This window comes from Streptomyces katrae (assembly GCF_000717655.1).
In the GTDB taxonomy this organism is placed as follows: Bacteria; Actinomycetota; Actinomycetes; order Streptomycetales; family Streptomycetaceae; genus Streptomyces; species Streptomyces katrae_B.
Map to the genome: position 1 here is coordinate 196607 of NZ_JNZY01000014.1, position 12723 is coordinate 209329.

General features: G+C 74.2%; 11 protein-coding genes and 1 tRNA gene. 6 read left to right on the forward strand and 6 right to left on the reverse strand.

What is annotated here, in order from left to right:
• Window positions 1-174 precede the first annotated feature (174 nt).
• The 4 genes from IF09_RS0119465 to IF09_RS0119480 form a co-directional block, all read right to left on the reverse strand.
• Window positions 175-1350: a thioester domain-containing protein gene (locus IF09_RS0119465; protein ID WP_037635371.1), complete on the reverse strand. Its 1176-nt coding sequence runs from the start codon at window positions 1348-1350 to the stop codon at window positions 175-177.
• 182 nt (window positions 1351-1532) lie between these two features.
• Window positions 1533-1940: a single-stranded DNA-binding protein gene (locus tag IF09_RS0119470; protein WP_030297369.1), complete on the reverse strand. Its 408-nt coding sequence runs from the start codon at window positions 1938-1940 to the stop codon at window positions 1533-1535.
• Window positions 1941-2103: 163 nt separating this feature from the next.
• Complete coding sequence (locus IF09_RS0119475; RefSeq protein ID WP_037635372.1) at window positions 2104-3945, reverse strand: GTPase; 1842 nt, start codon at window positions 3943-3945, stop codon at window positions 2104-2106.
• 4 nt (window positions 3946-3949) lie between these two features.
• Window positions 3950-5563: a GTPase domain-containing protein gene (locus IF09_RS0119480; RefSeq protein ID WP_030297371.1), complete on the reverse strand. Its 1614-nt coding sequence runs from the start codon at window positions 5561-5563 to the stop codon at window positions 3950-3952.
• Window positions 5564-5895: 332 nt separating this feature from the next.
• Between IF09_RS0119480 and IF09_RS0119485 the strand changes: the two genes are divergently transcribed.
• Window positions 5896-5968, forward strand: a tRNA-Arg gene (locus IF09_RS0119485).
• A gap of 576 nt (window positions 5969-6544) precedes the next feature.
• Window positions 6545-7306, forward strand: coding sequence for a class I SAM-dependent methyltransferase (locus tag IF09_RS0119490; RefSeq protein WP_030297372.1), 762 nt, complete (start codon window positions 6545-6547; stop codon window positions 7304-7306).
• Window positions 7307-7741: 435 nt separating this feature from the next.
• Here IF09_RS0119490 and IF09_RS0119495 read toward each other — a convergent pair whose 3' ends face one another.
• Window positions 7742-8239, reverse strand: a complete 498-nt coding sequence (locus IF09_RS0119495; RefSeq protein ID WP_030297373.1) for a phospholipase — start codon at window positions 8237-8239, stop codon at window positions 7742-7744.
• A gap of 271 nt (window positions 8240-8510) precedes the next feature.
• On the opposite strand from IF09_RS0119495, the gene IF09_RS41825 reads away from it, so the two are divergent.
• Window positions 8511-9035 carry a hypothetical protein gene (locus IF09_RS41825; protein WP_051832640.1) on the forward strand — a complete coding sequence of 175 codons (525 nt, stop codon included), beginning with the start codon at window positions 8511-8513 and terminating at the stop codon, window positions 9033-9035.
• Here the strand turns inward: IF09_RS41825 and IF09_RS0119505 are convergent.
• On the reverse strand, window positions 9032-9805 hold the full coding sequence (locus IF09_RS0119505; protein WP_030297377.1) for an alpha/beta fold hydrolase: 774 nt from the start codon (window positions 9803-9805) through the stop codon (window positions 9032-9034). The two genes, IF09_RS41825 and IF09_RS0119505, sit on opposite strands and share 4 nt — an antisense overlap.
• 89 nt (window positions 9806-9894) lie before the next feature.
• On the opposite strand from IF09_RS0119505, the gene IF09_RS0119510 reads away from it, so the two are divergent.
• The 3 genes from IF09_RS0119510 (at window position 9895) to IF09_RS0119520 (ending at window position 12629) form a co-directional block, all read left to right on the forward strand.
• Window positions 9895-10593 carry a 4'-phosphopantetheinyl transferase family protein gene (locus IF09_RS0119510; RefSeq protein ID WP_051832641.1) on the forward strand — a complete coding sequence of 233 codons (699 nt, stop codon included), beginning with the start codon at window positions 9895-9897 and terminating at the stop codon, window positions 10591-10593.
• Between the two features lie 240 nt (window positions 10594-10833).
• Entirely contained in the window at window positions 10834-11247 is a 414-nt protein-coding gene (locus tag IF09_RS0119515; protein ID WP_030297381.1) for a GNAT family N-acetyltransferase, read from the forward strand.
• Window positions 11248-11441: 194 nt separating this feature from the next.
• On the forward strand, window positions 11442-12629 hold the full coding sequence (locus tag IF09_RS0119520; protein ID WP_267882159.1) for a S8 family peptidase: 1188 nt from the start codon (window positions 11442-11444) through the stop codon (window positions 12627-12629).
• The last annotated feature ends 94 nt before the right edge of the window (window positions 12630-12723 follow it).

Genomic DNA, 12723 nt, shown 5'->3' on the forward strand with positions numbered 1-12723 from the left:
CCTGGCGGCATACCGCCGCCGGGACGCGCGCGCGACCTCAATGGCCCGGCGCCACTGCCCCAGGGCCTGCGCCGCCGCCCCATGGCCTCTCCCGCGGCCCTTCGAGCGCCGGAGCCATCTCGCGGGCAACCGGCCGCGCCCGCCAGGACCCGGTCCCACGGCCGTCGGGACGCCCTACGCCTGCTCCTCCTCGTCCAGCGGGCGCTTGCGGAGCAGGAGGACCACCAGGCCGCCCAGGACCACCAGGCCCACCGCCAGCGAGGCGATGACCGGGGTGGCGGCGGAGCTGCCGCTGGTGGCAAGCCGTTCCTCGTCCGGGGTGGACGCCGACGAAACCGCCGCCGCAGCCGCGGCCGAGGCCTGCGTCACGGCCGGTCCGTCGCCGGTCGAGCCGGCCTCGGCAACGACGGGCTGCGGCCAGACCGCGTTCGCCGTGGCCGCCGCCGCGGACTCGCTGGAGCCCGCCACGATCTGCGCCTGGGCCGGCACCCCGCTGGTGAAGACCCGCCCGACCGGCACCTTCGTGGAGCCCTGGACGGTGACCGAGGCCGCGCCGTCCGGGGTGCCCGCCGGCACCTCGAAGTACAGCCGGCTCCCGTTGGCCGCGGTGGTGAGCGGTCGCCCCTCGGCGTCCACCACCCGCACCCCCATGGCCACGGCCGCCGCGTCCGGGGCGACCGTCACGCTCTGAGCCCCGGTCCGCACGGTCACCGGCCCGAGGCGGGTGCCCACGGGACCCGACACGTTCTCCGGGTCCAGCCCCAGCGAGGCCGGCGGCTCGGGGAGCTTGCCCGCCGACCTCTGGAGGTAGTCGGCCAGCTTCTCCGCCGCCGGGTCGGCGGCCTCCACCTGCGCCCCGTCCGCGAGCCGCCAGATCGCGACCTGGGTCCCGGCGGCCGCGCTCTGCGCGGTCAGGGCCCCGGCCCCGGCCGCCTTGGCCAGTCCCGCGAGATCGTTCAGCTGAGGGTAGGAGTGCTCGAGGACCCAGCGGATCCGGCCCGCCTCCCCGTTCCCGGCGAGCAGGGTGCCGTTCCAGCCGCTCTCCGTGTACCGGGCCTGTGGCTGGGCGTTGCCCGCCACGCCGACCCCGTACGTCTGGAGCGTCCCGCCGCCGTCGACCCGCATCTCGTACAGCCCGGCCGGGATCTCCCGGACCGACCCGTCCTTCCCGCGCAGGACTGCCTGCCCGTACGTCTTCAGCCCGTCCAGCACGGCGCTCGCGCCCTCGGGTGTCCGGTGGGCAGGCGTCCCGGAGTCCGCGGCCGCCCGCGCCGCCGGGGCGGCGGCCAGGGCCGCGGCCAGCAGCGCCGCGGCCAACGGCCGCCGCCCGGACGCCCGTACGGCCGCCATCGCCGCAACAGGAGTGGCAGGTCTCGCGGAAGCGCCAGCAGTAGGGGAAGCGGCAGCAGGCAGCGGAGAAGGAACGGAATCAGGAGCGGAGGATGCGGGAACGGCAATCGACACAGTCTTCCCCTTCGGGCCAATGACCCTGGTGCCCGTGAGTACCGGGGAATCCTAACCGCCTCGAACACTCAGACCACCGCCACCTTCTGAGTGACCATCAGTGGCGGGTCCGCCTTGACGACCCGGCGGAAGGCCGCCGTCCCCCGGTTCAGGTCGTGGCCGACGGCGGTCGCGTCGATCTCCGCCGAGAACCACCGGTTGCCCTCCCCGTCGGGCGGATCCTCCCGGACGCGCAGCCGCCCGTGCACCACCAGCGGCTCGCCCACCGCGACGGAACCGGCCAGGTTCACGGCGAGCGTGCGCCGCGCCCACACGGTATAGAAGCTGGTGGTGCCGTCGGTCCAGGCGTCCTTGCGCCGGTCGAAGTACCGCGGCGTCACGGCGAACCGGAACCGCGCCGACGGCCCGTTCACCGTCTCCTTGTAGTCGATCTGCGTGGCCACATGACCGATCAGCGTCACCGTGGTGTCGTTCATCCCGGCAGCCCTCCCCCGCATCCGTACCCGCACGGCTCATCCGCACGACGTGCACGGACCATCCGCACGACCTGCACGGATCATCCGCACAACCCGCACGGACCATCCGCACGGGTACGACCCATGCTGGCGCGGCCCCCCGACTCCCGCTCCGGCCTGTGGACTACTGGCGGGTTGTGGACAACTTCGTCCCCCCTGCGGCCACCGTCGCGTACTGCTCGCGCACTTCCCGGTAGCGCAGCAGCTCCGCCGCCACCGGCTCCAGCACCCTGGCCCGACCGCAGCCGGCCGCCGCCTGCCGCAGCCGCCGCTCCGCGTCCTGCCCGTACCGCCGCGCCGGGCCCCGGGCGGCGATCGAGCAGGTCCACTCCACCAGCGGTCCGCCGACGATGCCCGCCACCATCAGCAGCACCGGCGGCATCAGGCGCGGCTCCAGGACCCCGACGATCTGCCCGACGAGCCACAGCCCGCCGTAGATCTGCAGCAGCGTCATCGCCGCCTGCGCCAGCACCGCCGCAGGCCACCACGCCGGCCGCGGAGGCTTGGCGCTCGGCACCGTCACCGCCGGCCCGAGCGTGACCGCGATCTCGTCCAGTGACTCCGGGAGCTGTTCGGCGCCGCGCACCGCGGTCTCCCGTACCGCTTGCGCCCAGGCGTCGGGCAGCCCGTCGGCCGCCGCGTCGGCGACCGTCCGCACGGCCTGTTCCACCCGCTGACGCGCGGTCACCTCCTCCTCGACCGGCGTCTGCGCGGTCGCGGGCCCCCGGCCGCCGATCACCGCGAGGGCGGCCAGCCCGGCCAGCGTGCGCGGGGCGCGCCGGCTCTCGTACCACCGCCACAGCCGCAGCCACGGGGTGCCGCACGCCTTGCCGGCATTGCGCCGCCAGGCCCGTTCGGCGGCCAGCCCGGCCGCGTACGCCCCGACCGCCTCCGCGAGCCGGTCCTCGAACTCGGCGCGCGCCGCCTCCCCGATCTCCGGCCCCGGATGGCCGTCGGCCACGTACAGCGGGCGCAGGCGCATGGCCGCCCGGTCGACATCGGCGGAGATCCGCCGGGTCGCGGCGCCCTTCTCCTGGGTGAACTGTGCGAGGAGGTCGCGGAGTTCCCCGACGCCCTCGCCGGTCAGCGCCGACAGCCCGAGGACGGTGGCGCCGGGCTCGTCGTGCTCGCCGAGGGCGATGCCGTCGTCGTCCAGCAGCCGCCGCAGGTCGTCCAGTACGAGGTCCGCCGACTCGCCGGGCAGCCGGTCCACCTGGTTCAGCACGACGAACGTCACCTCGGCGTGCCCGGCCAGCGGCCGCAGGTACCGCTCGTGCAGCACCGCGTCGGCGTACTTCTCCGGGTCGACCACCCACACCACGGCGTCGACGAGGGCGAGCACCCGGTCCACGTGGTCGCGGTGGGCGCCGACCGCGGAGTCCAGGTCCGGCAGGTCCACGAGGACCATCCCGCGCAGCGCCCCGTTCTCCGAGGTCTCGCGCGGCCGGCGGCGCAGCCTGCCCGGGATCTCGAGGCGGTCGAGCAGCCCGGCCGCGCCGTCCGACCAGCTGCACGCGATGGGCGCGGCGGTCGTCGGCCTGCGCAGCCCCGTCTCGGAAATCTGCACTCCGGCGAGTGAATTGAAGAGCGTGGACTTGCCGCTTCCGGTGGCTCCGGCGATCGCGACGACCGTGTGCTGCGGCGACAGCCCGCGCCGTGCGGCCGCCTCGTCGAGCACCCGGCCGGCCTCGGCGAGGGTCTTTCCGTCGAGCCGGGTCCGTGAGAGCCCGACCAGCTGGCGCAGCGCCTCGAGGCGCGTGCGCAGCGCCTGTCCCTCGGGGCTGAGCGGCGGCGAGGGCGCCTTGCCCCCGTCGCTGCCGGCGCCGGAGACGGCACGGACGAGCGCGTCGTCGCCCTCGTCCCCGTCGTCGGTGTCCAGGTCCACGTCGATCCCGCCGACGCGGCGCGAGCGTGCGATGAATCCGTCGTCCCAGCGGTCGTCGGTGCGGTCGGTCAAGGCGGTCACCGCGTCACCTCTCCTTCTGCAGTAGGGACAGCGCGGCGATCAGCTCGGCCTGCGGTTCCGGCGTCACTTCGAGCGCCTCCAGCGGGGCCAGCCGACGGTCCCGTTCGGCTCGCAGCACCTGCTCCAGGTGCTGCGCGACCAGTTCGCCGCCCCGGTCGCGCAGCCGTACGGCGGCCTGTACGCCGATCCGCTCGGCGAGCTTCTCCCCGGCGGGCCGGGCCCGCTTGCCGCCGAGGAGGGCCGCGACGAGCAGGGCGGCGATCCCGTCGGGATCGGGCGCGGGCTGCTTGTCGAGCCGGGAGACCTCGTCCTCGGCGAGTTCCTCCAGTACGCGCCGCCAACGCCGTACGGCCATGCCGATACGTTCCGACGCCTCCCGGTCGGGTCCGGGCAGCTGCACCGCCCCGGCGGCCGGCTCGCGCCGCCAGGCCTGGGCGATCCGCTCGTCGGCGGCGGCCACCGCGCACTGGAGCAGCGCGGCGAGCGACTCGGCGAGCGAGTCGAGCAGTTCGTCGGCGGTGGTGTCGAGGGGGTAGCCGCGCCACCGGGTCAGCGCGTCCCCGGCCAGTACGGCGCCCTGGTCGAGCCGGTTGCGGACCCGCTTGCCCTCCCTGCGGTACGCGTCCTCCACGGCCGAGGTCAGCCGTACGGAGGCGGCGTACTGGGCGGCGACGGCGGATGCCAGCTCCGGCATCCGGCGCCCGAGGGAGTCCAGCGCGCCGAGCGCGGTGCGCCCGACGGCGTACTGCCGGGCGGCGGGGTCCTGGGCGTGGTGGGCGAGCCACGCGAAGAGCGGGGCGACGGCGCTGGCCGGCAGCAGCCCGCCCTCGCCGGCCGATTCGGGCAGCTCGGGCACCGTGAACCGCGGGACGTCGCCCAGGCCGGCCCGGGTGAGCAGGGCCCCGTACTGCCGCGAGACCTCGGTGAGCACCTGGTGCGGGACCCGGTCGAGGACGATGATCAGGGTGGCCTTGTACTGCTTGGCGGTGCGCAGCAGGTGCCAGGGCACGGCGTCGGCGTACCGCGAGGCGGTGGTGACCATGACCCAGACGTCGGCGGCGCAGATGAGCTCGGCGGCGAGTGTCCGGTTCTCGACGACGAGGGAGTCGATGTCGGGGGCGTCGAGGAGGGCGAGCCCGCGCGGCAGACCGGCGACGGTCTCGATCCGCAGCTCGCGGGTGGCGGCGGTGTTCCCGAATCCGCGGGGGGAGCCGCGGTGCGGGCCGGGGAGGGGGTCGTCCTCGCCGGGCGGGGCCCAGACCCGCATCAGGTCGGGCAGGACCCGCATTCCGGCGAACCAGTGATGGTCATCCGGATGGCAGACGAGTACGGGGGTGCGTGTCGTGGGCCGGAGCACGCCGGCTTCACTCACTTGGCGCCCCACGAGGGAGTTGACGAGAGTGGACTTACCGGCCCCGGTGGACCCGCCGACGACGGCGAGCAGCGGCGCCTCGGGCGCCTTCAGCCGGGGTACGAGGTAGTCGTCGAGCTGCGCGAGCAGCTCGGCTCTGGTCTGGCGGGCGCGCGGGGCGCCGGGCAGGGGCAGCGGCAGACGCACGGACGCGACCCGGTCGCGCAGGGCGGACAGGGCATCGAGCAGCTGAGGCCGAACATCCAAGGTCACCACATGCGAAGAATGCCCAATTTGGGACCATTTTTGAAGCTTATACGCCCTCTGCGCGCCGACCGCGACTCCAGTGGGACCTTTTGGACACAGCGGACGAGTGGGGCGCAGGCATAACGAGTGCACAACACCAGGCCCGCCGCGGCGCAAAAGCGGTGCGCGAATCGCACCTGCCTGCGATTATCGGGACCGCTTCACCGAACCTCCACATCGTGGCACGCGGGTGAAGCAACCGGGACAAGGCGGCCGGAGCCCTATCCTTGACCCGGTCCGGACAGCAGTCCCACCCCCACCTTGGGGCTCCAGGCCACCACGGCCACCTTCCGGCCCCCGTAGCTCAGTGGATAGAGCAGGTGCCTTCTAAGCACTTGGCCGCAGGTTCGAGTCCTGCCGGGGGCACTCTCCACGTCCCACCCTCAGGCCCTCCTCTCGGAGGGCCTTTCTGCTGGTCAGAGGCACCCCAACGTGACGCCGACAGCACTGCCGCAAGCCCCGGAACCCCCTGCCCGGAGTCCGGGGCTGTCCGGCTGTCACCGGGTTCTTGCGAGTGGCCACGGAGAATACGCGGTGAAGTTCTCCGCGGCCCTCAGCCGTCCTCCGGCACCTCGGGGAGGTCTCCCCCGCTCTCGATCCGTCGCTCGAGATCGGCGAGCTGCCCGCTGACACACCGTGCATAAACGGCCAGCAGGACCGGGACACCGTTACCCGGCCAGTCGGCCACCTACGCCGGCGGCACGCCGTCGTTCAGCCAATTAGTCAGACAGGTATGGCGCAAGTCGTACACCCGCTTCCCGAGGGGCGACGCCACTTCCTCCGGCGTCAGCGCGCGGCTGGCTGGCCCTCTTGCCGCGGGTTGGGCAGTGGGGGGATCGGGTGCGTAGGGCGTTGATCTTGCGGGAGGCCGAAGAAGACGGGGCCGGCCACGGCTCCAGTGCGCCCTGGTGTGGGAGGGCGGTGGTGCGGGAGGGTGGCCGGATGGCGGACGGATCTGTTGAGCGGGCGCGGTCGTTCGGGGTGGCTGCCCGGCGGTACGGGGATCACCGGCCCTCGTATCCGGATGGGCTGTTCGATGCCTTGGAGGAGGTTTCCGGGGTTGCGCTGGGTGGGGCGCGGGTTGCCGATGTCGGGGCCGGGACCGGGATCGCGACTGAGGTGTTGTACGGCCGCGGGGCTCGGGTGGTCGGCGTCGAGCCGGGGGCGGGGATGGCCGCGGAGTTCCGGCGGCGTCACCCGCGCATTCCGCTCGTGCGGGGGGAGGGGGATCGGCTGCCGTTCGTGTCCGGGTCCCTGGACCTCCTTACGTACGCGCAGTCCTGGCACTGGACCGACCCGGCCCGGTCCGGGCCCGAAGCCCTGCGCGTGCTGCGGCCCGGCGGGGCGCTGGCCGTCTGGTCGAACGACCCGGACGTCGGCGTCGGGTGGATCGCCGACCAGCAGGCGCGGATCGAGGAGAGGTTCGGTCCCGGTTGGTACATCAACGAACGTCCGCGGTCGCAGGGCGGCTTGGAGTTCACCACCCGGGTGCTGCGCTGGTCCCGCCGGGTCCCCATCGATGTCCACCTCGCCAAGCTGGGCACGCATTCCCTCTTTCTGATCGGACGGCCCGGGACCGACGAGTTCCTGGACGGGGAGAGGGAGCATTTGTTCCGGCTGTTCCCGGAGGGGACGGTTCGAGAGCATTACCTCGTCGACCTGCGGGTTGCGCGGGTGGGTCAGCCGAAGGGGCCCTGGACGTAGTCCTCCGTGCGGGGGTCCGTCGGGTGGGGAACACGGCTTCGGTGGGGCCGTGTTCGACGAGGGCGATGACGATGGTGACCTCGTCGGCCAATTCCCGGATCGTCTCCTCGATACGGCACGTGGAGGTCGGGTCCAGCGCCGGCCAGGGCTCGTCCATCAGCAGGATCTGCGGGCGCAGCGCAAGGGAGCGGGTGATGCACGGGCGCGCGCTGACCGCCCGAGAGAGGGCCGCCCGGCCGGCGCAGGCGGTCCCGGGCCTCCTTCCACAGGCGGCCTTGGTCAGGCGTTCCCGTACGAGGTCGCCCCTCTCGGCCCCCGGAGCGCGCGTCCCCGTGAGGGGGCGCACGAGGGAGCGCAGAACCCGGCCGGTCCCGCCCGACGGGGGTGCGGGCGGGACCGGAGGGCAAAGGAGAACCGGGCCGATCACGGGACGGCTCAGGCGGCGGGCACGTCCTGCGGCACGTCCTGCGGCACGTCCTGCGGGGCGACGCCGAAGGCCTTGACGGCCTGGTAGTAGGTCCACGCGGTGCTGTCGCAGGATCCCTTCTTCACACCCGAGTAGGCCGAGCAGACCCGCTTCAGGTCCGCGTAGAGGGCATCGTCCAGGCGGGACTTGCTGGCCGGCAATGCACCTGTGGCCTTGTAGTTGCGGTAGCCGAAGTCGTGGCGGGCGCACGACATCTGGAAGGGGAACCCGAACGGGTTGTCGGGCGAGGTCGTGCAGTAGTCCGTCGACCAGTCGAAGCCGTACGCCGCCCAATTGCCCTGGTTGCCGCGCGCCGCGGCCCAGGCGTTGTAGCTGGTGGCGCTGGTCTGTGTCCACGTACCGAGGACCTGCGGCTTGTCGGCCGGGACGGCCGACGCGGGGGTCGCGACGACGAGTACGGCGGCCACGGCCACCGATGCGAGGAGAGGAGCGGGACGACGGCGCATGGCATTCCTCCGGGACGGGGGTGGGGCCGCCCGGGGGTAACCCCCGGTACGGCGTCGGGTCCCACCTTCGGGGCACGTCCTATCGCCGCCCCTTAACGCCGCTATAACGCCGCTAGCCGAGCCGTGGTGTCGGCATGACGGGGGGTCAGTGAAGGCTCCTGGGCTGACCGGGGCAGCTCTCAGGTAGGACGCGGTATCAGACTTCCGGCAGACATCGGGTTCGTCCTGGGGAGGGACGCGCACGGGAGCGCCGCGGCCGAGACTGGATCGCATGAACCGCCGTCCCCTCGTCATCGCCGCCGCCACCGTGGGAGTCGTCGCCACCGCCGCCTTCGCGCTGCCCAACCTCCCGCCCAACCCGTTGACCGACTCCATCAACGACCGGGTCTTCAAGGAGAAGAGCAAGCACTTCGCGACCGCCGCCGATGCGCCCACCCGCGACGGGAAGGCCTTCGCGCTGCCGTCCTGGGTGCCCGAGGACGCCACCGACATACGCATACGCGTGCGCAGCACCGGCGAGGCCAGGCTGATCCGCTTCACGCTCGGAGCGACCCCGCTGGACGGCCCGCAATGCGCCGCGGGCACGCCGAACGACCAGGGCGGGCGGAAGCTGAGCGCCAAGTGGTGGCCGCACGGCACCCGGGCCGAGGAGCGGCCCGAGTGCAGGGACTTCTACCAGTACCAGGTCGCCGTGCGCGGCAAGCGGGTCTACGCCTGGACCGACGGGACCCCTTCGCCGGGGGCGAAGACGCAGGACGGCTCCCCGGCGACGGCCCACGCACGCAGCCGCGGCTAGTTCTCGCGTTCGAGTGCGGCGGCGGTGGCCCGGGCGAAGGCCTCCGGGTTGTCGAGCATGATGTTGTGGCCGCAGTCCGGAACGGGGACCACGGACACCCCGGCGGCCTCCAGGGCGTCGGCCCCGGCGAGGGCCCCGTCGGCCGCCGGCAGCAGGTAGGTGCGCGGGATCTTCAGCTCGAGCAGCAGCTCGCGCATGGTCGGCGTCGTGCCGGCCGCGAGGTGTACGGCGGTGCGGTGCAGGGCCGTACGGTCCGCCAGGCGCATGGTGGACCACCAGTGCGCGCCGACCCGGTCGCGCACCTCGGCCCAGCCGCCGGCCAGGAACTCCTCCTCGGTGTAGGAGGCGATCCCGCTGCTGCCGGCGGTGCGCGGGACGACCGGCACCGGGTCCAGGTTGGCGTCGACCAGCACCAGCCGGGAGACCAGGCGGGGGTGCCGGTGGGCGAGCACGATGGCCACGGCGCCGCCCATGCTGTGGGCGATCAGTTCGACCCCGGTCGCACCGGCCGCATCCAGGGCGGCCGCCAGGGTGTCGGCGTGCGCCTCGAGGGTGTACGGGAAACCCTCGGGCCGGTCGCTGTGTCCGTGCCCCAGCAGGTCGACCAGCAGCGAGCGGCGGCCCGCGAGGAGCGGGTGCACGGCGCTCGCGGCGAAGTAGGCGGGCGAGGTCGATCCCAGCCCGTGCACGTACACCCGGGCGGGTTCCTCCCCGGGCAGCTCGACCCAGCGGATGAGGTCATCTTCCGGCGTGACGGCGGCACTTCTCATCTGGAGCTCCCTTGATCGGCTGATCAACTGACCGGCGAGAGGAAGAGGTTAACCAGGGCCGCCTCGAACGCCTGGTCTACCCTCATCGGGTGAGTACGTACGTGAACCGCCTCGGCGCGGACCCGCAGCGGACCGGCGAGGTCCCGACGGGGACGGCCGTGACGGTGTGGTCCCTGGACACCACCCTCGACGTGGTCGGCGGCCACCGCATCGACGGGGCCACGGCGATCCTGGACGCGAACGAGCGGGACCGGGCCGGGCGGCTGCTGCGGGCAGAGGACCGGCACCGCTACCTCGCCTCCCACGTCGGGCTGCGGGTGCTGCTCGGCGGCTACCTCGGGCTGGCCCCGCAGGACGTCGCCCTGGTCCGGGAGGACTGCCCGTGCTGCGACGGCCCGCACGGGCGGCCGGCGGTGGCGGGAGGCGCGGTGCAGTTCTCGCTCTCGCACAGTGACGACCTGGCGTACCTCGCGTTCGCGGGGGTGCCCGTCGGGATCGACGTGGAGGCGACCCCGAGTGCAGCGGCGGTGGCGGACGTCCTGCCCAGCCTGCATCCGGCGGAGACCGCGGAGCTCTCCGCACTGCCCGTGGCGGAGCGGCCGGAGGCACTGGCCCGCCTGTGGGCGCGCAAGGAGGCCTACTTCAAGGGCACCGGGACCGGCCTGGCCCTGGGTCTGGCCGACCCGTACGTCGGCTCGGGCCCCGACCCGGCGCCCGTCCCCGGCTGGCAGGTGACGGACCTCCCGTCCCCGCCGGCCTACGCGGCAGCCCTCGCCCTCCGCACCTGACCCACCGCCCGGCCCCGGCAACTCCACCCGCCCGCCGGGATCCCCCGCCCGCCAGCCGGCGCGCGCAGCGGGAAACCGTCCGGAGGTACGGCCCGCACGGGCAGCCGCGGTCGAGCGCACCGCCGCCGGAAGGGTTCGCCACGCCGTCGGGAAATCAAGGTCTCCGCCCGCCATGCGCCCATTATTGAAATCTCCCCAGGCTGGAGCCCGGGGCTTCACGGGAGAAATCTGGTGACCGCCATGGACATCCGCCCTGCCCGCACCGTCGCCGAACTCCAGGCCGCGGAGGGGCTTTTCGACGGCCCCGCCCGACTCGACTGGTCCGAGCGCTTCCTCTCCGCGCCGGGACACCTGATGCTGATCGCCTACGTCGACGACATCCCCGCCGGCATGGTCTCCGGGGTCGAGATGAGCCACCCCGACAAGGGCACCGAGATGTGCCTGTACGAGCTCTCCGTCGACGAGGGCTACCGGCGCCGCGGCATCGGCCGCGCCCTGACCGAGGCCCTCGCCGACGAGGCCAAGGCGCGCGGCTGCTACGGCATGTGGGTGGGAGTCGACACCGACAACGAGGCCGCCCTCGCCACCTACGCCTCCGCCGGCTCCCGCGACGAGGGCGTCTTCGCCATGCGCGGCTGGCCCCTCGCCGGCTAAGGGATGTCGGTTCCGGATCCGCCCGGCCGGCTGCGCCCGGAGGAGGCGACCGAGGTCGTCGCCGTCGGGGCGTCCGGCCGGCTCGGCGCGGCCGTGATCCGCCGGGTGCGGCCTCATCCGTCCGGCGGCGTGTCGTGCGCCCAGTCGGCGCACCCTCCGCGCGCCCGGCCCGCACCTCGCCGAGCATCGGCCGCATGACCGCACTCACCGCGCTGCTCCCGGCCGCCGCCCTGCTGGCGGCGGCCACCGCCCTGCCGCCGCCCCCCGCATCCGCCGCCGGCCGCGCCGCAACCGCCACCGCCCCGTACGTCGTGGTCCTCAAGGACACCGCCTCCCGCGCCCCTACCCGCGCCCTGGCCGCCGAGGCCGCCGGCGCCGGGGACCAGGTGGGGGCGGTCTACGACACCGTCCTCAGCGGCTTCGCCGTCCGCACCACCGCCGCCCGCGCCGCCGCGCTCGCCGCCGACCCCCGGGTGGCCTCGGTGGAGCCGGACGCCGAATTCCGGATCAGCGACGCGCAGAACCCGGCGCCCTGGCCCCTGGACCGGATCGACCAGCGCGATCTCCCGCTCGACGGCTCGTACTCGTACGCGACCACCGCGCGGGGCGTGACCGCGTACGTGGTGGACACCGGGATCAACACCGGCCACCAGGAGTTCGGGGGCCGGGCCCGGGCCGGCTACAACGGGGTGTTCCTGGAGAGTTCCAGCGACTGCAACGGCCACGGGACGCACGTCGCCGGCACCCTGGGCGGGGCGACGTACGGCGTCGCGAAGGGGGTCTCCCTCGTCGGCGTCAAGGTCGCCAACTGCAAGGGGTCCGCGGCCCTGACGTCGATCCTGGGCGGCCTGGAGTGGATGGTGAAGGACGCCGCCAAGGCTCCCGGCACCCCCGCCGTGGCCAACATGAGCATGGGCGGCACCCGAAGCCACTCCCTGGACGCGGCGGTGACGCGGGCCGTCGCCGCCGGGATCACCTTCACCGTCGCCGCCGGCAATTCGGCCGACGACGCCTGCACCGGATCCCCCGCCGCCGTCCCCGCGGCGGTCACGGTCGGCGCGGCCGACGCCGCGGACCAGTGGGCCCCGTTCTCCAGTTACGGCCGCTGCGTGGACCTCGCCGCGCCGGGCGTGTCCGTCACCTCGGCCTGGAAGGGCTCGACCACCGCCCTCGCCCGCGCCTCCGGCACCTCCATGGCGGCCCCGCACGCGGCCGGCGTCGCCGCGCTGATCCTCGCGGACGGCCTCGCCGCGGGCGGTACGGCCAAGACCCCCGCCGAGGTGTCCGCCGCGCTGGTGCGGGGCGCCGTACCGGACCACCTCGCCGGGGTCCCGGCCGGCACCGCCAACCTGCTGCTGCGCGCCCCGGCGGCCGCGGGCTGACGGGCCCGCACGGGCGGCCTCGGGCCCGCGGCCGCGGGGGCCCGTACGCCCAGGTCAGCCCCCCGCCCGCACCCCACCCACCCCACCCGCACCC

Excerpts from the sequence above, each read along its gene's own strand:
- IF09_RS41825 (WP_051832640.1), top strand. The coding sequence starts at position 8,511 with ATGAACCGCCGTCCCCTCGTCATCGCCGCCGCCACCGTGGGAGTCGTC.
- IF09_RS0119495 (WP_030297373.1), bottom strand. The coding sequence starts at position 8,239 with ATGCGCCGTCGTCCCGCTCCTCTCCTCGCATCGGTGGCCGTGGCCGCC.
- IF09_RS0119515 (WP_030297381.1), top strand. The coding sequence starts at position 10,834 with ATGGACATCCGCCCTGCCCGCACCGTCGCCGAACTCCAGGCCGCGGAG.
- IF09_RS0119470 (WP_030297369.1), bottom strand. The coding sequence starts at position 1,940 with ATGAACGACACCACGGTGACGCTGATCGGTCATGTGGCCACGCAGATC.
- IF09_RS0119490 (WP_030297372.1), top strand. The coding sequence starts at position 6,545 with ATGGCGGACGGATCTGTTGAGCGGGCGCGGTCGTTCGGGGTGGCTGCC.
- IF09_RS0119465 (WP_037635371.1), bottom strand. The coding sequence starts at position 1,350 with ATGGCGGCCGTACGGGCGTCCGGGCGGCGGCCGTTGGCCGCGGCGCTG.
- IF09_RS0119520 (WP_267882159.1), top strand. The coding sequence starts at position 11,442 with ATGACCGCACTCACCGCGCTGCTCCCGGCCGCCGCCCTGCTGGCGGCG.
- IF09_RS0119505 (WP_030297377.1), bottom strand. The coding sequence starts at position 9,805 with ATGAGAAGTGCCGCCGTCACGCCGGAAGATGACCTCATCCGCTGGGTC.